Source organism: Pseudarthrobacter sp. Hb11, from assembly GCF_059383655.1.
In genome coordinates, this window is the sequence record NZ_JBWZCM010000001.1 from 490,009 (window position 1) to 512,039 (window position 22,031).

Annotated in this window: 25 protein-coding genes and 1 pseudogene; 19 read left to right on the top strand and 7 right to left on the bottom strand. The window is 62.4% G+C overall.

What is annotated here, in order from left to right:
- Positions 1-48 precede the first annotated feature (48 nt).
- Entirely contained in the window at positions 49-738 is a 690-nt protein-coding gene (locus AC50X7_RS02305) for a GntR family transcriptional regulator (protein WP_494977565.1), read from the top strand.
- A 1,389-nt stretch (positions 739-2,127) separates the two neighbouring features.
- The gene (locus AC50X7_RS02310) at positions 2,128-2,892 is read left to right on the top strand and encodes a DUF1206 domain-containing protein (protein ID WP_494977566.1); all 765 of its coding nucleotides are present in this window, start codon (positions 2,128-2,130) and stop codon (positions 2,890-2,892) included.
- A gap of 253 nt (positions 2,893-3,145) precedes the next feature.
- Here the strand turns inward: AC50X7_RS02310 and AC50X7_RS02315 are convergent, their stop codons facing one another.
- Positions 3,146-3,598 (bottom strand): hypothetical protein, encoded by a 453-nt coding sequence (locus tag AC50X7_RS02315; RefSeq protein ID WP_494977567.1) that lies wholly within the window; start codon positions 3,596-3,598, stop codon positions 3,146-3,148.
- Positions 3,599-4,078: 480 nt separating this feature from the next.
- Here AC50X7_RS02315 and AC50X7_RS02320 point away from each other — a divergent pair, with 480 nt between their 5' ends.
- The 3 genes from AC50X7_RS02320 to AC50X7_RS02330 all read left to right on the top strand — a co-directional run bounded on the left by AC50X7_RS02320 (position 4,079) and on the right by AC50X7_RS02330 (position 5,774).
- On the top strand, positions 4,079-4,216 hold the full coding sequence (locus tag AC50X7_RS02320) for a hypothetical protein (protein WP_494977568.1): 138 nt from the start codon (positions 4,079-4,081) through the stop codon (positions 4,214-4,216).
- Between the two features lie 506 nt (positions 4,217-4,722).
- A complete protein-coding gene (locus AC50X7_RS02325; protein ID WP_494977569.1) occupies positions 4,723-5,289 on the top strand; it encodes a uracil-DNA glycosylase in 567 nt (188 codons plus the stop codon).
- Positions 5,290-5,393: 104 nt separating this feature from the next.
- On the top strand, positions 5,394-5,774 hold the full coding sequence (locus tag AC50X7_RS02330) for a VOC family protein (protein WP_494977570.1): 381 nt from the start codon (positions 5,394-5,396) through the stop codon (positions 5,772-5,774).
- A gap of 1,167 nt (positions 5,775-6,941) precedes the next feature.
- Here AC50X7_RS02330 and AC50X7_RS02335 read toward each other — a convergent pair.
- Positions 6,942-7,241 carry a DUF4193 domain-containing protein gene (locus AC50X7_RS02335; RefSeq protein WP_461189098.1) on the bottom strand — a complete coding sequence of 100 codons (300 nt, stop codon included), beginning with the start codon at positions 7,239-7,241 and terminating at the stop codon, positions 6,942-6,944.
- A gap of 252 nt (positions 7,242-7,493) precedes the next feature.
- Here AC50X7_RS02335 and AC50X7_RS02340 point away from each other — a divergent pair, with 252 nt between their 5' ends.
- Positions 7,494-7,964 carry a hypothetical protein gene (locus AC50X7_RS02340; protein ID WP_494977571.1) on the top strand — a complete coding sequence of 157 codons (471 nt, stop codon included), beginning with the start codon at positions 7,494-7,496 and terminating at the stop codon, positions 7,962-7,964.
- A 199-nt stretch (positions 7,965-8,163) separates the two neighbouring features.
- On the opposite strand, the gene AC50X7_RS02345 is transcribed toward AC50X7_RS02340, so the two are convergent.
- Positions 8,164-8,367, bottom strand: coding sequence for a helix-turn-helix domain-containing protein (locus AC50X7_RS02345; RefSeq protein WP_494977826.1), 204 nt, complete (start codon positions 8,365-8,367; stop codon positions 8,164-8,166).
- Positions 8,368-8,458: 91 nt separating this feature from the next.
- On the opposite strand from AC50X7_RS02345, the gene AC50X7_RS02350 reads away from it, so the two are divergent.
- Positions 8,459-8,917, top strand: coding sequence for a hypothetical protein (locus tag AC50X7_RS02350; RefSeq protein ID WP_494977572.1), 459 nt, complete (start codon positions 8,459-8,461; stop codon positions 8,915-8,917).
- Between the two features lie 108 nt (positions 8,918-9,025).
- Here the strand turns inward: AC50X7_RS02350 and AC50X7_RS02355 are convergent, their stop codons facing one another.
- On the bottom strand, positions 9,026-9,589 hold the full coding sequence (locus AC50X7_RS02355; protein WP_494977573.1) for an AMIN-like domain-containing (lipo)protein: 564 nt from the start codon (positions 9,587-9,589) through the stop codon (positions 9,026-9,028).
- A gap of 495 nt (positions 9,590-10,084) precedes the next feature.
- On the opposite strand from AC50X7_RS02355, the gene AC50X7_RS02360 reads away from it, so the two are divergent.
- From AC50X7_RS02360 to AC50X7_RS02370, 3 genes are all read left to right on the top strand, one after another.
- Positions 10,085-10,339: a hypothetical protein gene (locus AC50X7_RS02360; protein ID WP_494977574.1), complete on the top strand. Its 255-nt coding sequence runs from the start codon at positions 10,085-10,087 to the stop codon at positions 10,337-10,339.
- Positions 10,340-10,399: 60 nt separating this feature from the next.
- Positions 10,400-10,597, top strand: coding sequence for a helix-turn-helix domain-containing protein (locus AC50X7_RS02365; protein ID WP_494977575.1), 198 nt, complete (start codon positions 10,400-10,402; stop codon positions 10,595-10,597).
- A 605-nt stretch (positions 10,598-11,202) separates the two neighbouring features.
- A complete protein-coding gene (locus tag AC50X7_RS02370) occupies positions 11,203-11,844 on the top strand; it encodes a class I SAM-dependent methyltransferase (protein ID WP_494977576.1) in 642 nt (213 codons plus the stop codon).
- A gap of 860 nt (positions 11,845-12,704) precedes the next feature.
- On the opposite strand, the gene AC50X7_RS02375 is transcribed toward AC50X7_RS02370, so the two are convergent.
- The gene (locus AC50X7_RS02375) at positions 12,705-13,166 is read right to left on the bottom strand and encodes a hypothetical protein (RefSeq protein WP_494977577.1); all 462 of its coding nucleotides are present in this window, start codon (positions 13,164-13,166) and stop codon (positions 12,705-12,707) included.
- 360 nt (positions 13,167-13,526) lie between these two features.
- On the opposite strand from AC50X7_RS02375, the gene AC50X7_RS02380 reads away from it, so the two are divergent.
- The gene (locus AC50X7_RS02380) at positions 13,527-14,723 is read left to right on the top strand and encodes an AI-2E family transporter (RefSeq protein WP_494977578.1); all 1,197 of its coding nucleotides are present in this window, start codon (positions 13,527-13,529) and stop codon (positions 14,721-14,723) included.
- A 431-nt stretch (positions 14,724-15,154) separates the two neighbouring features.
- Here the strand turns inward: AC50X7_RS02380 and AC50X7_RS02385 are convergent, their stop codons facing one another.
- The gene (locus AC50X7_RS02385) at positions 15,155-15,562 is read right to left on the bottom strand and encodes a DUF302 domain-containing protein (RefSeq protein ID WP_494977579.1); all 408 of its coding nucleotides are present in this window, start codon (positions 15,560-15,562) and stop codon (positions 15,155-15,157) included.
- Positions 15,563-15,597: 35 nt separating this feature from the next.
- Positions 15,598-15,855, bottom strand: coding sequence for a metal-sensitive transcriptional regulator (locus tag AC50X7_RS02390; protein WP_011777016.1), 258 nt, complete (start codon positions 15,853-15,855; stop codon positions 15,598-15,600).
- Positions 15,856-15,977: 122 nt separating this feature from the next.
- Here AC50X7_RS02390 and AC50X7_RS02395 point away from each other — a divergent pair, with 122 nt between their 5' ends.
- The 8 genes and pseudogenes from AC50X7_RS02395 (at position 15,978) to AC50X7_RS02430 (ending at position 21,945) form a co-directional block, all read left to right on the top strand.
- On the top strand, positions 15,978-16,598 hold the full coding sequence (locus AC50X7_RS02395; protein WP_494977580.1) for a rhodanese-like domain-containing protein: 621 nt from the start codon (positions 15,978-15,980) through the stop codon (positions 16,596-16,598).
- Positions 16,598-17,497, top strand: coding sequence for a sulfite exporter TauE/SafE family protein (locus AC50X7_RS02400; RefSeq protein WP_494977581.1), 900 nt, complete (start codon positions 16,598-16,600; stop codon positions 17,495-17,497). The genes AC50X7_RS02395 and AC50X7_RS02400 overlap by 1 nt, the downstream gene beginning before the upstream one ends.
- A 28-nt stretch (positions 17,498-17,525) precedes the next feature.
- Entirely contained in the window at positions 17,526-17,867 is a 342-nt protein-coding gene (locus AC50X7_RS02405; RefSeq protein WP_494977582.1) for a rhodanese-like domain-containing protein, read from the top strand.
- Between the two features lie 32 nt (positions 17,868-17,899).
- Positions 17,900-18,196: a rhodanese-like domain-containing protein gene (locus AC50X7_RS02410; RefSeq protein ID WP_494977583.1), complete on the top strand. Its 297-nt coding sequence runs from the start codon at positions 17,900-17,902 to the stop codon at positions 18,194-18,196.
- A gap of 51 nt (positions 18,197-18,247) precedes the next feature.
- Positions 18,248-18,612, top strand: a pseudogene (locus AC50X7_RS02415) (thioredoxin family protein).
- Complete coding sequence (locus AC50X7_RS02420; RefSeq protein WP_494977584.1) at positions 18,590-19,018, top strand: rhodanese-like domain-containing protein; 429 nt, start codon at positions 18,590-18,592, stop codon at positions 19,016-19,018. Before AC50X7_RS02415 ends, AC50X7_RS02420 begins: the two are co-directional and overlap by 23 nt.
- A 123-nt stretch (positions 19,019-19,141) precedes the next feature.
- Complete coding sequence (locus tag AC50X7_RS02425) at positions 19,142-20,554, top strand: MBL fold metallo-hydrolase (RefSeq protein ID WP_494977585.1); 1,413 nt, start codon at positions 19,142-19,144, stop codon at positions 20,552-20,554.
- Positions 20,555-20,667: 113 nt separating this feature from the next.
- A complete protein-coding gene (locus tag AC50X7_RS02430) occupies positions 20,668-21,945 on the top strand; it encodes an MFS transporter (protein ID WP_494977586.1) in 1,278 nt (425 codons plus the stop codon).
- Positions 21,946-22,031 lie beyond the last annotated feature (86 nt).

Below are 22,031 nucleotides of genomic sequence, written 5' to 3' on the forward strand. Positions count from 1 at the left end.
AGCCAGCGCCCCGGTAACAACCACTCCAATTCCTCAAGGACCAGCCACGTGACGGACACAGCACCCCCCCGCATCGACGGAGAAAGCATCTTCCAGAGCCTGCGCAGCGAAATCCTGTCAGGAGTGCACCAGCCTGGAACCGCTATTCGAGAAACATCGCTTGCCACCCGCTTCGGCGTCTCCCGGACACCCGTCCGGGAGGCGCTGTCCCGTCTCCAGCAGGAACGGCTCCTGGAGCGTGTGGCCAGGGGTCTGCAGGTTCCCCAGGTGGACCCACAACAGGTCATCCAAATTTATGACATGCGGATTCTCCTCGAGGAGGAGGCTGCCCGCCAGGCAGCCCGTGCCAGGCAGTTCCCCGATCTGATGCGGCTTGAGGCGTTGCTGCAGCGCGACCGGGAACTTCAGGAACCGGATGACCACACCAGGATCACCACCAACCTGGAGTTCCACGCCGCCGTCTGGAACTGCGCCCACAACCCTGTCCTCCGGGACCTGCTGGACAGGCTGTCAACACACCTCATCCACGCACCGCGTTCCACCCTCTCCACGGGAAACCGCTGGGCAGAAGCCCTGGACGAGCACGAGGCCCTGGCCCGTGCCATCGAACAGCAGGACAGCGATGCCGCCGGAGAAATCGCCCGGCAGCACATGGAAACAGCGCGCACACTTCGTCTTCAGCTTCTTCGGGAAACAGCCCTGCAACAACCGCTGACTAACAACGGTTCCCGCCGCTAGGTCCACTGACACCTGCACGCACCCGACCGGTTGATATCGGCGCAGCGTCTCGTCGGCAAGGATCACGGGCTCGAACCACATCGCCAGAACTTCGCAGACCGCCGGATACCGTTCCGGCCATGCGTGAGTCCAATTCCTGCATCCCATCGCAACAGGCAGCCCGAAAGACGGGCGCGGGACAGGGCTTACGCGAGGGAGGTGGGGCAGCAGAATGCCGCCCTGCCTCCTCCAAATTTATCTCCGAGATCCAACAGCGCGCAGCCACCACATCCGGCTACTCAAAGACACGGCATGACACCGTCCCTGCACCTGCCCGGGCGAAAGCCGGGAGCCCCCCGAAAACCGGAACCCACCAGCATCTGGTCCAAACTTTCACGATCCGACTACGTAGAAATCTACCGTCAAGGCGAGGTCATCGCACAAGGAAAAATAGACATGCTTGCCCTCGACGGCAGCGTTCTGTGGCTTAACCAGGACGAAGGAAAAGGCCGAGTCATGTTCATGCAAAATGAAGGCCTGCGAATCTACAAACTGCCACGTGCCGACCCCATACCCTCAACCCCTCAGTGAAGAATCGCACCCGAAAGGATCCCGCCAGACTCCATACGCCAGCTCTTCAGCCTTGTTTAGAAAGTCGGCCACCGGCGGCCGGGGCGACATCTAGCGCTGCGAAAACACCGCCATTATCGCTGTGATTCACACCTCTTTGGTTCAAAGCTCGCGAATTTTCGCTTACTGCTAAGGCACTGCTTCGTCTCAGCAGTGTGTCTCACATGAGGTGTTCTCAAATGAATAGATGTCCACCTTTGATGATCATTTGTAGAATCGCCGGAGGACACCGGATACACCAGGGTCAGCACAGTGGACCAGAACGCGGATCTGCAGCATGCGGCATTTACTGCGGCCGTCTACCGCCGGCTCTTGACCCACCACCACGGCGTAAGCGAAACGAGCCAGCCGGCCCTGAACTAGACAGGATGTTGAACTATGTCATCAGCGTCCTTGGTGCAGGTTCAGATCACCTCGAACAAGCGCGCCATCGTGGACGGCCCGCGACGTCCGCGCAGCTGACGAGCCAGTGTGGGTCTTTCAGACGCAGGCCGTCGCCCTGGAAGAACGGGCATTGAGTCCGACTGGCCGTTCCTCCGGATGCGTTTTGCTGCGAAAGCCGCGGCCCAGCGCGGCGCATGGCTTCCGGGCCGAACAGGCTCCCGCAGAGGCTGCTTCGCTGGGCTTCGGCCAGGCCTGTCTGTGCGTGTACTCGCGTGACAGAATAAGCGTTACGCACCACCGTATCTGCACCTGAGCTTGCGCCGAGGATCAGAAATGAAGAGAGAGCTGAAGGACGCCGCGAACGCGGTCGAGGATGCATCCAACTCGAGGGCTCTCGTGATTGCCGCCAGGGCAGGTTTTGCTGTTAGCGGCCTGTTGCACCTGCTGATCGGGTTCGTCGCCATCCAGTTGGCATTAGGCACGGCGGGAAAAGCTGGACCGGCAGATCAAGCCGGTGCAGTCGCCCAACTCGCCTCCCAGCCGCAGGGTCTGCTGCTGCTGTGGGCCGGATTCGCCGCCTGCGTTGCTCTGGCTCTCTGGCAAGCCAGCAACGCCGTCTTTGATTACGGTCAGCTGGAGGCGCGGAAGAAAGTGGGAAAGAAGCTTTCCGCAGCTGGCAAGGCGGTGGTGTTCGCAATCATCGCCCTGACGTTCGCTGCCTCCGCCAGCGGAAACAGCAAGACCGGTGGACAGTCCACCAGCGATTTCACGGTCTCCATCATCAAGGCGCCCGGGGGTGCGTTCCTGCTGATCGCCATCGGGGCCGCGATCGCCATCGCCGGCCTTGTCTTCGTGGTCTTCGGAGTCAAGGGATCCTTCAAAAAGGATCTGCAGTTGCCACCCTCCGGCACCGCCCGGTCCGTCGTGACGGGGCTCGGAGTGGTCGGCTATGTAGCCGAAGGCATCGCCCTGTTTCTGGTGGGATTGCTGTTCATCATTTCCACCGTTAATGCCAGCCCTCGGGAGTCCACCGGCCTGGATGGCGGGCTGAAGGCGCTGCGCGAGCAACCGTACGGGGTCTACATGCTAACCGCCGTCGGCGCCGGTCTGATCTGTTACGGGCTCTACCTGATGGTGAAGGCCAAATTCGCGCGGATGTAAGCTTCCCGCCCGGCCAACTAGAGTTTCGAGACAGTTGGCCCCAGCGGTGCGAAGAAGAAATCACAGAATGCCGCCGTTTACCGGCAAACTCCACACGACCTGTCGCTGCGGTACTGCATGATACTTTCAGCATTCCGATCAGAATGAGACTTGGAGGAATCATGAGATCGATAGCTAAACGGTGGTTATTCATAGTCGGTGCTACAGCAATAGTTGCATTGTGCGGCGCGGCAACAGGACGGTGTACCCAGCATCACCGCCGCTTTGAGCTGGGGATACTGTCCTCGATATAACGCGTAACCCACTGTTGGAGTTGCTCGATGTTCCAGCTACGTGTGGTGACGAGGAGAACTTCGCGGTCTTCACGGACGGCGCCTGAAATTCCTTCTTCCTTCACCAGGGCTTTGATCAGCCGATCCACCTCCCGGGAATACTCGTGGGCGATGTCCTCACGCAACGACACCTCAAGCTCCCGCCCGCGGAGCTCGTCTTCGCCCAGGTCCTCGACCTCGACGAGTGGTTCATCATCAACAACAGCCTCCTTGTCTGCATCGTTCGGCTGTTCGATGACTGCTGCCGCGATGCGAGCGAGCTTGTCGTCATCTGATGGGCGCCGCCCGCTGGCCTGTCCTCGGGCAATGCCTGGGACAAGGGCAGCAAGTGGCACCTCCTCGTTGTCGTGGGCCAGCACCGGGTGTTCTGCCACATGTAGGACTTGATGCGGTTGTATCCGACCCGCCACTGGGCCTGGGGAGCTGCTTGCTCCACGCCCGGCACAAGTATGAGATGACGCCATCGATGATTTCAATTGACGCGGGCGCCAACGTCGGTTCCGTGACAATGCCGTACCGGATCCAAGTGGGTCTCGCCGAAATTTCTGGATCAAGGGTTTCCGTTGTCCGCTCTGTTAGAACCGATTTGACCCAGCGCCATAGGGGAATGAGGCTTTCTACCGTCCCATCGAGGCTAACGGCGTGGTCGGAGCGGTGAGCTAGATATTGAGTCAGATTCTCCAGCGCGTGCGGCCGCTCATCCAGGAACTCCTGCAGCGCTGCGGCAGCCTCTTGCTTCAAAGTGCCACACTGCACTGTCGATGCCTGTTCCCCCCCGTCCGGACTAGTACCGAGTCTTTCTCGATCTGCCGAGTGATACTCGACTGGTACTTTACGTAGCCTGATTTCACTTCATGGGCCACGTCGTCGATGTCCACTATGTCAAGGCCAGCGCTGCTGAAACCACGGTCAGGTACCACCTGGCCATCGCAGCCAGGCTCCATCCCCGCATCAGGGCTGAGCATCAGGCTGCGTTTCCTGCATCTCCGTAGCGGCTGACGACCGCCGGCCGGCGGAACCTAGAAGACATCATCGCGTTGTGCAAAGCCGAAGGCCGGTTGCCCACCAGGCGGTCAGCCCGCGAAAAAACCCTGTCTGCTTGGCTGCACCATCGCCGCCAGGAAGCAGCACAGGGCACCCTCTCCCCTGTCTATGCTGAGGCTCTCAATGTCATCCCGGGTTGGAGCAGGCCATCTACAAGGCAGGCTGATGATGGAGCGCGCTGGAAGCAGCGCCTGGCTGAAGTCTCTGTCTACAGGGCGGCCGGCAATGACTGGCCGCGGCACAACAAGACTAACGACCAGGCAGAACGGGTACTGGGTGTGTGGCTGCACGTCCAACCCCAACGCATCAACGACCGAGCCGGGAAGCTGGACCAAGCCAAGAAGGCCCAGCTCGACGAGGTAATTCCTGGGTGGCGGCTGGGCAGGGCTAGACGAGGCGCCAACAGCCAACCACACAGCCTGTCTCCGACGTCTCGCACGGCTAGTATCCAATGATGGTCAAACAGATGAGGAACCCGGCCTTCAAAGCTGAACAGTTTGCCGGGGTGCACCTTCCGCACGTCACCGCCGTGAACCAGTTGGTCGAGTCGCTCCGCCAGCCTGAGCCTTCGGCCGGCCGAGGATGGGTCCCGTACGTGGCGCCTCTGCATGGCGGCTCGGAGGCAAGGATCCTGAGCATCCTGCGCGACCCCGGCCCAATGACCCATGAGATCAAGGGCTCCGGAATGCTGTGCGTGGAAAACGACGACGACTCTGCCGCACTTCAATGCGAACTGCTCGCCTCGGTGGGCCTGACGCCGGCTGACCTGACCCCCTGGAACGCCTACCCGTGGTACCGGCACGACCAGTCCAGCGGTCTGAGGAGCCCGCAGATCACGGAAGGACTGGAGCCGTTATCACGGCTGCTGGAGCTGATGCCACGTCTAAGAGTCGTGCTCCTTCAGGGCGGCGAAGCGCAGACCCTGTGGAAGCGGTTCGCCCGTAAGGCAACCCAGAGTCGCTGCCCGGTATGCAGCAGTGGAAACTTATCACCCTGGAAGGACTGCGCTCAGAGATCCTGATCCGGCAGTTCGGGAGGCCCGGGCCAACCGCCGCTTCGAGGCATTCCGCGAGCTCCGGCACATCTTGGACCGGGGCTCAGGTCACGACCTGTAGGTTTGTGGTCATGAGTGAACCCGTTGGACAGCTTGCGTCCATTTCTCTTGATTGCCCCGACACCGCTGTGCTTGCTGGTTTTTACTCCCAGCTTTTGGGACTTGAAGAGGCCTTCGCTACTCCCGACAGAGGTGTTGTTGCCCTCGCCGGAGCCGGCCCGATGCTGACGCTGATGCGTGTGGACAGCTATGTCCCGCCAACGTGGCCCGAAGGTCCACAGCGCCAGCAGCTTCACCTGGACGTCGCGGTGGAGCACCTGGAAACGGCGACAGATGCGGCCATCGCGTTGGGTGCCACTGAAGTGGCGCACCAGCCCGCTCCGGACCAGTGGCGTGTGCTGCTGGACCCGCCCGGTCATCCCTTCTGCCTCACGGTCGTCCGTCCCGATTAATTCCGGACCTGCCGCGGAGCGGCAGGACTAATTAGGTCGGCGTCCCACTTCTGCTCTTGGTCTGCCCGGCATTTCCTCACTGTGCCCTGCGGAGGCTTTCTTCGACGGCTGTTTCGTACCAAAAGATAGCAGACGGTTCCGGCGCAGAAGTATCAAGGTTCCGGTAAAGGGCGTCCACCAGTGCTGCTAATTCATCGTCCGACATGCAGGACGTAGCTACCTCCGGCCCGTTGGGATCGTTGAGAATCCTCTTTAGCTGCGCGTCTGTCATCGTCAGCTGTTGCCGCTTCCCTGCGGCGAAGCCCTCACGCTGCTTCTCTGGCGCTTGCCCTCATATACGGCCCGCGGCAAGGTCTGCGTCAGTCTCGGGCCCCGCATCATCGCTCTGGCACAGTCAGCGAAGGCTGAGACTCGTCCCCTGACGTTTTCGCGGAGCGCCATACGCCGACGCCGGCAAGCTCATCAGCCAGCCGCCGCAAAAGCACTTGCAGGCGGGGTGAGGCGCTTTCAATGCCGGTATCCAAACCGGCCACCGCCCTTTGCAGCGCAGCCTGCACCCAGGCGTGGCCCATTCCCTGCCCTTGGTCAAGTGGGAGATGAGGTTTTCAGAAAGCCAGTGGACTTGCTCGGTTTCAGTCATTCGTTCTGCCGTGCGCATGGGTGCCTCCTGTGTGCGACAGATGGCCACAGCCTACGGCGGGCAGCAGCAGAGAAACAGGCGGTGTTGGAACGATTTGCCAGTATGACAGTTGCTCTCAGGCGGCGGCTCTGGCCAATCCATCAGCTGCGTTTTTCGACCGGCCTGTACTTCTCACCGAAGGAGATCAGGGAGTTCTGAAGCAGCGTCATGCTGCCCAAAATGTCCACCGGCCTGGAATGAGGTTCTGCCGGCAGTGGGCTGACCATCCAGGCGGCGAACACATTATGGGAATCTTCAGACTCATCGCGTGGTCAAACAGCCGCAGCACCGGTTCGTGAAAGAGCCCGTCTTTGAGCTGGAAGCCAGGGCAGAACGTTCCCTCACCGATGAAGACCCGGACTGCACGGCACATGGCTTCCGAATCGCCGAGAGACTGGAGGTGAGCCTCCAGTTCAGAGGCAGGCGGCAGGGTGAATTCTTCGCGGATGCTATCCCAAATATGCTCTGGGACAGCCGGCCAAAACCGCTCAGCCCTCACATTCGACGCAGTAGGCATGGCCGTCCTTCTCGCGCGCTTTCTGCGAACGGTGACGGACCAGGAAGCACGAATAGCAGGTGAACTCGTCATCGGCCTGGGGAATGACCTGCACAACGAGCTCTTCGGCAATAAACTCGCCGCCGGGGGTCAGGCCATCCAGGGCATCAGCCTCATCGAGTTCCTGAACCACGGACTTCGCGTCCGGTGCTTTGGCGGACTTCAGGGCCTCCAGGGAGTTCTCCTGGGATTCCTTGACGTCGGTGCGCAGTTCGTCGTAATCGGTTGCCACGGAGGCGCATCTCTCTTCTCTGTTGATCTGGTATTACAGGTCCTGCAACGTACAGGAGGCAGCATGAATTCCCCAAACAGCTCATGCCTCCGCAGGCCGGTGTTTTTCGTTAGGGTGAGGGCTATGTGTACGGCAAGTCGCCTGCAAATCATCACGGCTGCTCGGGACCCATCTTGGCGGATGCCGTACACATTACGACCAGAAGAGGTCTCTGAACTTGGACCACAGGAAACACCAGCAGGAGAAGCAACAATGGTCTATGACCGGGAGCGTATGAGGCGTGAGGACGCCGTCTACGCGGAGCACAAGAAGGCTGTGGCCGCTGGCGAAAAGCGCGTCCTGCGCACCACCAGTACCGGCGAGCTGCACAGCTACCCGGCCGACGAGATCGGGTTCACGCCCGGACGCGGGCAGGCCCAGGTCAGCACCTGGTGGGGCATGGGGATCATCACGGTCGTCCTGGGACTCGCCCTGATCGTCGGCATATGGCTTTTCCAGCGTCCGCTGTGGGAGGGCGGACTACCGGACTGGGGCGCCCTGTGGCTGATCGGCTTCGCCGGACTCATGACGCTCTACACGTTCAACCTCGCCCGCGACGAGTACCGGGCCACCAAGCTCCGCAAGCTGCGTGGCTCCCCGAAGCCCGGCACTTCCGGCCGCGTCGACATCAACCTTTTGGAACTCGGCCAGGACAGCCCGGACCAGCCCGGCCCGTCCCGATAGGATTCGACTCATGCTCAACCAGGACAAGCAGTTCCGGGTGAGCCTCTGTCCCAGCGTGGCCGCTTTATAAGAACCGGCCGCCCACCAATCACAACGCGGACCCATACAGCGGCTGGCAGGTCCGGGAATCCGTCTCTATGCTCCAGCCGCAGCGTACCGGCACTTGAAAGTGTTCCCGAAAGTCCTGTTTGGCTCAGAGTCACGAGTCGCGGGCTACCGTCGGCAGATCACCCACCTGGCAATCGAGCTCTTCACAAATCGCCGTTAGGGTCGAGAACCAAATTGCCTTTGCGCGGTCGTTCTTGAGGACCGACAGATTTACCAGGCTAACTCCGACCCTCTTGCTGAGCTCTGTCAAAGTCATGCCACGTTCTGCCAGAAGCTCATCCAGCCGGCAGTGGATATTCGACCGTTCAGCCGGCCCAGACCAGCCCCTCGGTGTCTTTCTGTAGCCGACGGCCGTGCTAAAGACCGCAGCAACCAGGAGCAGGGCGATGCCCAGCATCAACGGGGCCGTATTGAATCTATATGCTTATGAGCAGACATTGGTCGCGGCATGTGACCGCACGGATCGGAAGGCAGCAGAGATGACGGACTCTGCTTCAGTACCATTCAGCACGGGCAGTCCGGACAGCAGTGATGTCACTTTGATACTGCCTGATGAGATCATCAATAAGCGCAATGCGGCTCACGTTCCGACACTGCTGATACTGCTGGCGATAGCCGCCATGGTAGTTGTCCTTGCTATGACGCAGGACCCCATTCCGCTTCTCATCCTGTTCGTGGGATCAATGGTCGGGCCTGGTTGGATTCGGCTGGCCGTTGGCACCATAGGGCGGGGGCATCAGTCGGCGCGGCCGCTGGGCATAGTTGCCAAATGGTCTGTTCCTGTCCCTGCCGTCGGCTGCCCCGCTTCAGTGAGCCCGGCGAGCCTCTTGCTGGTTCCTGGCTAAATATCGCCGTAACGGTGCAGGCAATGCGGCGCCCCGCCTCCCCCTGGGAGCGGGGCTTCGCTGTCACCTGGCTTTATAACCTGGTTCTATCGGCGGTAGCATCGGCCGTCACAGCTGCTGTGACCAATGGTGGGCGACGTCGATCACGAGCTTGGATCCGCTACCGGGACCTGCAAGGGTGAAGACCTTGAAGGGCAGTCGGGCGCGTACGCCGAGGCCCAGGCTGGTGCGGCCCTCGAAGCTTCCTGCCCAGGCAACCTGCCTGAACGTGTTGTAGTTCGAAACGTTGGTCACCTCGGACCGGTTGGCCGGCACGAAGGTGGCCTTGCCCGTGGCGCTGTCATAGCTGGGCGAGTGGGCGGTGACCTGCAGGAATGCACCGCCCCTCAGCTTGATCGGCAGTCCGGACCCGTCCTGTACGACCTTTGAGACGTAGCGGACGTTGTAGCCGGCCGCCTTTCCGTTGATGTCGATCACCATGCGGTCGAAGCAGGGGTGCTGCCCCGATCGAATGTTGGTTACTGATGCGGCGCTCATGGCTTGGTTTGACTTGGCCAGCGAACTCCAGGCCAGTCCGCAGTTGGAAGCGGTTGCGGAGGCGAACCCCGGAGCCAGGAGGCTCAGCCCGAGTGCCATGATGATGGCAGTCAGCCAGGCGGTTATTTTTTTCATGTGAGTACCCCTTTCGGGTGTCAATGAGTGATTAAGTGACTCAAGAGTATGGGCGTCAATAGCCCGAAACGAGGGATGTTTCCGGTTCTTCGTGCAACCGTTAAGCGGCCGAAAATTCGATCACGGGACCGTAATTCCAGGGCGCATTTCGGGGCCGCCGAAAGACGTTTGTGGCCCTTTCTCCACGCGGCCGTTACTGCCGGTAACAGACAAAACGCGCCGGTAGGCAAGGGTGGGCACTCCGGGCCCGTAGATTGGCAAACTTTCCTTCCCCCACGAACACGCTCCTCATATAGCGCGAGAGAAAAGCAGGTACTCAGCCTGCTTACAAGTAGACCGTCGGTCAAAGTCGGGTACCTGTTACCCCTGTGACTCCTGGGGCAGGAGGGTTAGCGTGGGCCTCACGGTGCTACCGGCGCGGAACCATTCTCCGCAGGAAAACCGGGCCCGCACCACCAAGTGACTCAGCGTTTACCTCAAGGAGGACTGATCATTATGTGGGAAATACCTGCCAGCACGTCCACCCCGGACACCCAGCCCCGCCGGATGTCCGCATTCTTCCAGGAAACCATAGCCCGTGCACGCGCGCTTGCCATTCCCTACAAGCTCGGCGACGTGGTCATCGGGGAGGACCCTTTCAACGGCCGAAGGGAAGGTGTGATAGTGGCGAAGAACGGAACCCTCGTGGGGCTACAGACCGCAAGCCGCACTTTCTTCTACGACTACCGTCAGCTGCGGCGGGCCGACTAGCAAAACCCCCGCACCGTCTGACCAACAACCACGATCCGAAGCTTAGGAGCTCCGATTGACATGTCGACCGAAAACTTGTCCAGCCCGTACCTCACCATCGCCGAAGTGGCCGAAGCCATGCGGGTGTCCAAGATGACCGTGTACCGACTGGTCCGAGCCCACGCATTGGCTTCGGTGCGCTTCGGGAGGTCTTACCGCATCCCTGAAAACGCCTTCGCAGAATATCTCAGGAAAGCCGGAGACTCCGCGGGGTCCTGAAACCGGCCGCGCCCCATCGCCCCCGGCCTGTCACAAGTCCTCCTCATCCAGCCCCAGGCGGGTGATCGTCTGCGGCAACTTGTCCTGGAAACAACTGCTTTTCGAAACGCTCCTCCCGCCCCGGAAATCGGGGTGGCGGCTGCTGTTGGGGGACCTTCTTCGAGGGCGGGTGTCGAGATTCGCGTATAATCCGCTCGGCACCTGCGGCCCTTGCCTGTCTCAGGAACTCTTCGCAACGACAACTGTCTTGAGCCCTGTGTCTCCGGACTTGAAGAGCGATGGCCTTGCCTGAAAGCCGGACAGCCACCGGGCAAGACCTGCTCGGTTTCAGTCAAATGTTCTGCCGTGCGCATGGGCGCCTCCTGTGGCGATGAATGCCCATAGCCCATGGCCGGGAAGCACTAGAAAAATGGGCCCTACTGAAACCCTTCCACAACCTGTGGAACAGGGCCCAGGCGGGGGCTCTCACTGGATCGAGATGCTGCGAATGCCGGGTAATGTGGCTGTCCCGTAAATTTCTAAAACTGGCGCCATAATTCCCCGTCACAAGGGCAACTTTGGGTACGAGGCCAGCAGCGAAGAAACCCTGCTTCCCGGAGGCTGCAATGAACCAGACCAACAACGCAGACATCACGAAAGCCTTCAACAAGAACGCCCGCTTTTATGACCGGTGGATGACCTTTTTCGAGCGCTATATCGCCCATGGGGCCCGGGCCTGGGCCGTGTCGATGACCCACGGGACGGTAGTCGAGATAGGGGTGGGTTCGGGTTTGAACCTCCCGCTGTACGGACCCAAGGTGAAGCACGTAACGGGGTTCGACCTCTCTGACAAGATGCTTGCAATCGCCCGCCGACGCGTACGGGAAAAGCGAATCGACCGCATCGACTTACATCACGGCGACGTGCAGACCCTGGACCTGCCGCCGGAAAGCGCGGACACCTTTATTTCCACCTTCACGTTCTGCACCATCCCCGATCCGCTGGCCGCCAGCCGTGAGGCCTACCGTGTACTCCGCCCGGGCGGAGTATTCGTCCTGACCGAACACGGGCGCTCCACCCGTGCCCTGGCTCGCAGGGTCATGCGGGCAATCGAACCACTAATCATCCGCTTCAGCGCCGAACATATCACCCGTGATCCCGTGCCGTACCTGACGGGCGCGGGCTTCACCATTACCGAAGTCCAGCGCGGCGGACCTGGCGGCATCGTCTTTCGGATACTTGCCCACAAGCAACCGCTTGGAGAATAAGCCGCAGTAGCTCCACTAGATGTCGAAGTCAGCAGCGTGTAACGTCTAGGTCTGGAAGCCCGTCGGCCCCCAAGTGGCGGGCTTTCTTTGCGCCCAAAATGTAGGGCCGTGCCGGTGGAAGATCCTCCCTAAATTGGCTCCCATCAGTCGCGTTGGCGGCTCCCAATTAGTACTGTCACTGATACCGCGCGGTCGAACACGGCCGTTGCACCCCAGTTCGTCGAGCTTCGCCCAGCAAAAGTACTACAAATATGAGCGCCGAGAACCATCCCAGGTTCTTGTCAAAGGGCATCATCAGGGACCCTGACGAGGAGTCCGGTCTACGCGACGACGAGATGTACGGGTCTACTTGAGCTGGTGTTCCCTCAACAGAAAGCAGCCAGGCTCCGACCAAGCCTTTTGGGCTGCAATAAGGGAACTCGGCTACAGCAGGAATTACCACGATGATGGCCACCACGTTTGGCCTGGCTTACGATGACGGGCCCTGCAGCGGTGGATTACATCCTGTCCCGCCAGCCCAGTCTCATCTGCCCCGTCATAGTTTCAGGGCCCCATCTGGCACGCCATGATGCTCGCCTCATTATACGGGGATTGATTGAGGGGCCGACGGCGACTGGGGGGGGTATGAACCGTCTCTTGGATAGGTTCACTTCGCCGCCGACCCGGCCACACGCCACGCTTCCACGCGGCAAATCGACGTCCCCTCCGAGAAACGATATCCCACTCCAACTTTTTCTGTCACGGCTAGAAGGGGTACCCAATCTCTCAAAGGGGCAGGGGCGGGGAGCTGCTCGCGACGTCATTGCATGGAACACGACCGTCCGCCTTTCCTCTCTCGGGCGTCCTTCCTGTTGGTCCGGCTACCGGGTCCACGCAGTAGGAACCTTGGCCATCACCAGGGGATCCATGCTTTCGGTGCGATTGACTTTTGTCTCTCTACTACGGGGATGGTCGCCGCTGATGATAGTCACTCCCCCGGTTAGCGCAGTTTTGAGCCAGAGGGCGGTCTCCGGGTCCTCGGGGTTGAATTGCCGTGACCACACCAGGCTGTTGTCGACCAGCAATGAAACGAGTCCCTCGGTAGAAGCCCGGCACTGGATGCTGCCGTCAACTGGCTGCGCTTTGAGAACGACGTCTTCAACATCAACATTGCGCGCGGGCCTGAACCCACGTTCCAGCAACTCCTGACTCAGCAAAGGCCACTGCTCGACGTCCGGCTGCCTGACGGAAGTGGTGGGACGGGCGGCAGCAAACGCCAGAATCGCATAATGCAGAATCCCAAACGAGCCCTCAATCCCGACCGTCAGTGGGACTCCCTGCATCTCCGTACTCCGGCCCAACAAGCCAGGACTCCCGCACTGGACCTTCGGCCGGTCAGCGATACCTTCCCATGCTCTGCTTAGCCCGGCACCCCCGCGGAACAGCAGGAGCACGGACGACGGCGGCAGCGGAGACCGGGCTGGGATCGAAGACCACTCGTTCAGTGTCAACCGCGCCCCGATGGCAGAGCTGAACGGCCCCGCCGCTGCGAGCCGTCCGTTGGTTCAGCAAAGAGACTTCGTGAGAGGTTTAGGTAGCCTGCAGGGCGGTTCCCGCATGTCGGGACATCGCTCTGCGGGAAAACGTCACTGAATTGACCCCTCGCACCGACAGCACTTGATGATCCAGTAGGAGATAACCGAATGCACACTCCAGAACGGGCAAACCCGTGGCAGGACGATCTCGGCCGTGTGAGCATCAGGGCAGGCCAGACGTTGCTGCTGCTGGCCCTCGCTACGGTGCTCGTATACGCGCTGATCCAGGTGCGGCTCGTGGTCATTCCGCTGCTGCTGGCACTGATACTCGCTGCCGCCATCGCGCCCCTGGTGAACTGGCTGCGAAGGAAAGGCTGGCCCAGTGCGGCCGCGACCGGCTTCTCCTTCTTGTTGCTTCTGCTGACCCTGGGTGGACTCGTAACGGCTGTCGTTTTCGCCGTGGTCGGTCAGGCAGGCGAACTTGCGCGCAGCGCCACCGAAGGATTCGACCAGGTCTACAGCTTCGTCCGAAACGGCCCGATTCCGGTCGATGACCAACAGATCCAACAGGCACGCGATGCCATGCTGGACTTCGTCACCAGCAGCACCGCGGGCGCCGGCGTTGTCACCGGCCTCAGTGCCGCCGGAACGTTCATCACCGGGGCCCTGCTCATGGCCGTGATCCTGTTCTTCTTCCTCAAAGACGGCGAACGCATCTGGGCGTTCGTCCTGCGCGCGTTCAGGGGCACACGATTAGTCAAAGCCAGACGCGTGGGACAGGACAGCCTGGCCGTGCTCGGCGGATACGTCCGCGGGACCGCAATCGTGGCCGCCGTGGACGTATTCTTCATCGGCCTGGCCCTGATTATCCTCGGAGTTCCGCTCGCGCTGCCTTTGGCCGCCATCGTGTTCATCGGCGCCTTCATCCCGCTGGTTGGAGCCACCCTCGCCGGCGTGCTGGCCGCTCTCGTTGCCCTGGTGGCCAACGGGCCGGTCACCGCCCTGATCGTGATCATCGTCGTGGTCGTCGTTAACCAGCTCGAAGGCAACTTCCTGCAGCCGGTGGTCATGGGCCGAACCCTCAGTGTGCACGCCCTCGTCATTCTCCTGGCCCTGACCGCCGGCACCATCCTCGCCGGCATCATCGGCGCCATCCTCTCCGTCCCCTTAGCGGCTGTCAGCTGGGCCGCTATCAAAGCATGGAACGAAAAGCAGGACGATGAAATCACCGCCGAAGACGTGTCAAGAGCCGAACACGACACAGTCCGGGATGCACAAGGTCAACTCTCCAGCGCGCGAGAACCAACGAACCAGTCATCACGGGAAGCAGCAGCATCCAAAGGCGCCGCAGGAAACGAGGACTAAACCACGCAGACTCCAAGTCCGGACTAGGATGACTTATTCGCCAGCGCCAACGGACGGTCGGTGGAATTCATCAGCCTCTTTGGGCGGCAAAGGGGAGCGCATGCACGTCCGGGCCCGGCCGTAAACGACCTGACACGCAGCGGGAATATGCTGCTAACCAGTCGATGGTCACCGTCCCAGCAGCTTTTAGGGCGTGCGCCTTGAAAACTGCGATTGGCACCTTTGGACTTCACCGCCGAGGCCGTGCACACGCACGACACAAACGAGGACCTGATTCGGTCCACACAAAAGGGTTCCCTACCGGCCATACGGTAGGGAACCCTGCGTGTGTAAGGCAGTTGCGGGACCTGCTGCGGGGATGAGCAGGCCTGGACCGTTTGGTGCCTGCGGCACTACAAGGGTGCCCTCGTTGTCAGGCACTACTTATTCCGTTAGTTGCTCAAGGCGGCAAGGGCCTGTCGCAGGCTACTGCCGGCATCGTCTGCGACCTCTTTAACAGCCGGCGAAGCGCTGAGCTGGACCATGGTCTGCGGGTCGATGGCCTCGATGATGGTCGTTCCTGCATCTTTGCCTTGACGTACGACGACGTTGCAGGGCAAGAGCGCGCCGATTTCGGGCTCGGCAGCAAGGGCGCGGCTGGCCAGGCCGGGGTTGCAAGCACCAAGAATGACGTAGTCGCCGACCGCGTCAGCGGCTTCGGCGCCAAGCTTGGCCTCGAAGGTGGAACGGACGTTGATCTCGGTAAGAATTCCGAACCCCTGGGCTGCCAGGGCCTCCCGGGCGCGGTCGACGGCTTCGGCCCACGGAAGAGTGATGGTCGTGCTGAGTGTGTACGTCATGGTTGTCCTTCGGGTTAGCTCGGAACTCGGACTGGTCAGGCGAGGGAGAGGAAGAGCTTTTCCAGGTCTTTTTTGTCCATCGTTGCGTCCTTCTGGACGATGCACTGCTCCAGGCCCGTGGCGATGATGGCGAACCCGGCCCGGTCGAGTGCCTTGGACACGGCTGCGAGCTGGGTGACGACGTCCTTGCAGTCCCGGCCTTCTTCAAGCATGCGGGTAACGGCAGCGAGCTGGCCCTGGGCACGCTTGAGCCGGTTGATCACGGGCGTCAGTTCTGAGGGATTGAGTTCCAAGTCTTTCTCCAAATGTCGATGGCTTCCTTCAATCCTATACCCCCGAGGGTGTTTTGACTACCCCTGGGGGTATTTGTAATACTCGGTGGGGTATCCATCCTTCCCCCACCGAGAGGCCAGCAATGACTTCCCCTTCCACGGCTCCGGCCATTACCGCCCTTGCCCCTGAGACCCTGCGCAGCTGGATCACCGAGTACCAGGACCTCGTGGTGATCGATGTGCGCTCGGCCGCTGAGTTCGAGTCCATGCACATCCGGGGCTCCTACAACGTGCCCCTCCCGCTGCTGTCCGAGCACACCGATGAGCTCGCTGCCCGCCTGGGCAGCCGGGTTGTTCTGGTCTGCCAGTCCGGGGCGCGCGCCGAGCAGGCACGCCAGCGGCTCGCCAAGTCCGGCATCGACACCGCCTACGTCCTGACCGGCGGCGCGCCCGGCTTCGCTGCCGCCGGCGGCGACGTCGTCAAGGGCAAGGACCGCTGGGACCTGGAGCGTCAGGTCCGCCTCGCCGCAGGTTCCCTCGTGGTCCTGGGCCTGGCGGGCGGCAAGTTCGTTTCCCCCAAGATCCGGATGCTCGCCGGCGCCATCGGCACCGGCCTGACGTTCTCTGCCGCCACTAACACCTGCGCCATGGGCCAGGCGATCTCGGCGATGCCGTGGAACAAGGCCGCCACGGAGCCCACCCGCGAAAGCGCCATCCTGACCCTTCCTGTCGCGAACAACAAGAGCACGGAAGCCGCAGCCTAATGACCACCACCCTGATCCTCGTTCTTGCCCTGTCGGTGGTCATCGGACTCTCGCTCGGCGTCCTGGGCGGCGGCGGATCCATCCTGACCGTCCCCATCCTGGTCTACGTGGCAGGGTTTGAGGCCAAAGAGGCCATCGCGGCCTCGCTGTTCGTCGTCGGCGTCACCTCCGCGGTCAGCGTGTTCAGCCACGCCCGCGGAGGCAGGGTGATGTGGCGGACGGGCCTGATCTTCGGCGCGGCCGGCATGGCCGGCGCGTTCGTCGGCGGCCTGCTCGGCGGGCACATCCCGGGCCAAATCCTGCTCATCGCCTTCGCCGTCATGATGGTTGCCACCTCCGTGGCCATGCTGCGCGGGCGGAAGAAGAAGAACGACGCCGTCGCCGCACCCGTCAAGCACGAACTGCCCCTTGGCAGGGTACTGCTGGACGGCGCCGTCGTCGGGCTCATTACCGGCCTGGTCGGCGCGGGCGGCGGATTCCTCGTGGTCCCGGCCCTGGCACTTTTGGGCGGCCTGCCAATGTCCGTCGCCGTGGGCACCTCCCTGGTGGTCATCGCCATGAAGTCCTTCGCAGGACTCGCCGGATACCTCACCACCGTCCAGCTCGACTGGGGCATCACCCTCGGCGTGACAGCCGCAGCCATCGCCGGCACCCTCGCCGGTTCCAAACTCGCCGGCCGCATCCCCGAGGCCGCGCTGCGCAAAGCCTTCGGCTGGTTCGTCCTGGCCATGGGAACCTTTGTCCTCATCCAGCAAGCCCCGGCCGACCTGCGCTGGTTCATCGCCGCCGGAATCGCAGCCGTCACGGCAGCCACCGCCGGCATCTGCTGGTTCTTCATCAGCTCCTGCCCCCTGCGCAACCGCAGCAGCCGGCCCAGCAATATCCCCTCACCCGCCTGACCCGCCGCACGACAGCAAGGAGAACACCATGGGTGTCATCAACTCCCTGAAAAAAGTTTTCAGCAAGCCCTACAAGACAATCTCAGTAGCCGAGGCCAAGGAACTGTTGTCCTCAGGTGCCGCGCTGATCGATGTCCGGTCCGCCCAGGAATGGCGGACGGGCCGGGCACCACAGGCCAAGCACGTCCCCCTGGACCGGCTTCAGACCAGCACAGCCGGCATCAACAAGAGCCGGCCCGTGATCGCGATGTGCGCCTCCGGGGTCCGCTCCGCATCAGCAGCCCGGCTCCTCGCCTCCCAGGGCTATGAAGCGTATTCCCTCCGCGGCGGCATGGGCGCCTGGCGCCAGGCCGGCGAACCCGTCCGCTAACAACAGCCCACACCCTTTCGAAGGAGAATCCCATGGCTGAAATCACCATCAATGAAACAGAGCAGCGCCGCTCCACCGCCCGCATCCTCGATGTCCGCGAGGACTTCGAGGTCGCCGAAGGCATGATCCCCGGCGCACTGCACATCCCCCTGGGCCAACTGCAGGCACGCCTGTCCGAACTGGACCCGGCAGTGCCCGTCATTGCGGTCTGCCGCAGCGGCAACCGCAGTGCCGCCGTGGCCGACGCCCTCAACGGCGCCGGCTTCACCGCGGACACCATGGCCGGCGGCATGATCGCCTGGACCCGCGCAGGCCTGCCCACCACCTAAGCCCCCCACCACCAACCGCTTAAGATAACTCCCCGGAAGGACACGAAGACGATGGCAACCATCGACATCACCGAACAAAGCTTCGCCGAGACGCTGGAGAACAACGAGATTGTTTTCGTTGACTTCTGGGCAGCCTGGTGCGACCCCTGCCGCATGTTCGCCCCCACCTACGGAGCGGCCGCAGAACGGCACCCGGACATCACCTTCGCCAAGGTCGACACCGAAGCAGAACAGGCCCTCGCCGCCACAGCCAGCATCACCTCCATCCCCCCACCCTCATGGCCTTCAAGAACAAAACACTGGTCTTCTCCCAACCCGGAGCCCTCAACGCCACAGGCCTGGAAGAAGTCATTCAAGGCGTGAAAAACCTGGACATGGACCAGCTCCGTGCGGATGCCGCCCAGCAACGGGCCTAAATCAGGGTCCGGGCCGGAACCGTGGCGCACCATCACAGCCGACGGCCTCGCCGGCATCTGGCCCGCCGCCGCAGTATTGGACGTCCGGAGCCGGGAAGAGCATTCCATAGCCTTCATCCCGGGCAGCCTGAACATCCCACTGGATGAACTGGCCTCCCGCCTCGCAGACCTGCCGGACACCACCCTCAACCTGCTGTGCGGCTCAGGCAAGCGCAGCAGCCAGCCTGCCCGGATGCTCAACGAACGCGGATACAACACCGTGAATATCGCCGGCGGGATCACCGAGTGGTACCGCAACGGCCACCCCATCACCTACGCGCCAACAGTGACAGAGCGCCCCCAACCCGCAGGACGCCGACCCCTGGCCGCTGCCCTGACCCGGGTTTTCAAGCGCACCAACCGGTAGTCCCTGAGCCTAAACCCCCGCGGCACACCCAACCTTGCGGTATACCCCCCAGGGTATTAGACTTGATACCAGAGCCCGACGAAAAACTTCCCCCTCCACCCCTCACTTGAAGGAGAGCACCAGATGCTTATCGAGCGCATTTACGATGAAGACCTTGCCCAGGCCAGCTACCTGATCGGCTGCCAGGCCAACGGGACCGCCGTTGTTGTCGACGGCCGCCGCGACATCGCGGTCTACCAGGACCTGGCTGAGAAGAACGGCATGAAGATCATCGCCGTCACCGAAACCCACATCCACGCCGACTACCTCTCCGGCACCCGCGAGCTGGCCGCCGCGACCGGTGCGAAAATCTACGTCTCCGGCGAGGGCGGGCCGGACTGGCAGTACAAATTCGACGGCGAACGCCTCTACGACAGCGACACAATCACCATCGGCAACATCAGCATCAAGGCTCTCCACACCCCGGGCCACACCCCCGAGCACCTGTCCTTCCTGGTCACCGACGGCGCGTTCAGCGACCAGCCCGGTTACCTGCTCTCGGGTGACTTCGTCTTCTCCGGAGACCTTGGCCGGCCGGACCTGCTGGATGAGGCAGCCGGCGGCATCGACACCCGCTTCGAGGGCGCCAAGCAGCTGTTCGCCAGCCTGCGGGACAAGTTCCTGACCCTGCCGGACTACGTCCAGGTCCACCCCGCCCACGGCGCAGGCAGTGCCTGCGGCAAGGCACTCGGCGCCATCCCCTCCTCCACAGTCGGCTACGAGCGGCTCTACGCCTGGTGGGGCCCCTACCTCGCCGCCAACGACGAGCAGGGCTTCATTACCGAACTCCTCGACGGCCAGCCCGACGCCCACGCTTACTTCGGCCGCATGAAGCGTGAAAACCGTGAAGGCCCTGCAGTCATGGGCGAACGCACCCCGCTGCCAGAGCTCGCAACCGGCATTGTCGCTGCAGGCCTGGCAGAGGAGACACTAACCTTCATCGACACCCGCCCCAACAGCGAAGTCCACGAAGGCACCGTCCCCCGTTCCCTGAACGTGCCGGCCGGCAAGTCAGTGGCCAGCTACGGCGCCTGGGTGGTCAACCCGGAAACGGACAAGAACCCGCTCGTGCTCTTGGCCCAGGACCAGGAGCAGGCTCAGGACATGTGGGACCACCTGGTCCGCGTCGGCATCGACAACGTCGCCGGCTACGTCACCAGCATCGAAGGGCTCCCCACGACCACCCCGAAGCTGATCCAGCCCGAGGAACTCGACGGCTTCGACGCGGCCATGGTGCTGGATGTCCGCAACCGCACCGAGCACACCTCCGGGCACATCCCCGGCTCCCACCAGCTCAGCGGCGGCCGCCTCATGTGGCACCTCGACGAACTGCCCACCGACGGCACCATCGTGACCTACTGCCAGTCCGGTGTCCGGAACTCCGTGGCCGCCAGCGCCCTGCGCCGGGCCGGGTACGACGTCGTCGAACTCGACGGCAGCTACGCCGCCTGGGACGCCTTCCAGCAGACCCAGCGCAACGCCGTGACCTCAGCCTAAGCGTCCACCCCAGACCGCCCGGGCCGGGCCCCCTCCACCCCAGACCGCCCGGGCCGGGCCCCCTCCAGCCCGGGCACCTTACTTTAACCCGCACAAGGAATGGAGCGCCGCGAATGCCGGGCAGCACCCTCCCGAGCCATAGCCCTGGATCCAAGGGCGCCGTGCTCGGTCTTCGGCAGAACCTGGCGCAGTTCATGCTGCTGGTGGCCATCAACGCCCTGGTCGGCGGAACCCTCGGGCAGGAGCGCACCGTCCTGCCCCTGCTCGCTTCCCAGACATTCCATCTGGACCTGTACACAAGCGCGCTAACGTACATCCTCGCCTTCGGTCTGTCCAAAGCCGCGACGAACTACTTCGCAGGAACACTCTCTGACCGGTACGGCCGCAAACCCGTCCTCATCGCGGGCTGGATGGTAGCGATCCCCGTACCGCTCATGCTCATCTTAGGCCCGTCGTGGGCATGGATCGTGGCGGCGAACGTGTTCCTCGGCATCAGCCAAGGCCTGACCTGGTCCACAGCAGTGATCATGAAAATGGATCTGACCGGCCCGAAGCAGCGCGGCCTCGCCACGGGTCTAAACGAAGCGGCAGGCTACCTCGGAGTCGCCGTCACAGCTCTGGCCACTGGGTACATCGCCTCCACGTACGGGCTCCGGCCCGGCCCGTTCCTCCTCGGCGCCGCCTACATCGCCATCGGACCAGGCCTGTCCGTCCTGGCCGTGCGCGAGACCCGGCACCACGCCAGGGCCGAGGCTACCCAGCACGTCAGTACACACAGCAGCACACACGCCGGCCCCACCACCGGCCAGATTTTCACCCTCACCAGCTTCAAAGACCGCTTACTCTCCGCAGCCAGCCAGGCAGGCCTGGTGAACAACCTCAACGACGGCCTCGCCTGGGGCCTCTTTCCAGTCCTATTCGTCAGCTCCGGGCTCAACCTGAACCAGGTAGGGATCCTGGCCGCCGTTTACCCCGCGGTCTGGGGCGCCGGGCAACTCCTCACCGGAGCCGCCTCCGACCGGTGGGGCCGCAAATGGTTCATCGTGGCGGGCATGATCGTCCAAGCCGCGGGACTCACGCTGGTCGCCTCATCCCACAGTTTCGGTCTTTGGCTCATCGCCGCAGTGCTCCTGGGGCTTGGAACAGCCATGGTCTACCCCGCCCTCCTAGCCGCAATCGGAGACGTCGCACACCCCACCTGGCGGGCTCGCTCCGTCGGCATCTACCGCCTGTGGCGCGACGGCGGCTTCGCCGTAGGGGCACTCCTGTCGGGCCTTCTCGCAGACATACATGGGATTCCGGCTGCCATCGCCACTGTCGCGGCACTCACCGCCGCCTCTGTCTTAGTGGTTGCCGTCCGAATGCGCGGCAACGACCACATAACGGGGTAGAAACTATCGCTCAGCCTGACCCGCGGCCCGCACGATTCCGCACAAAACGGACTCCTATCAGCGACATATAGCGACAACAAAACGCC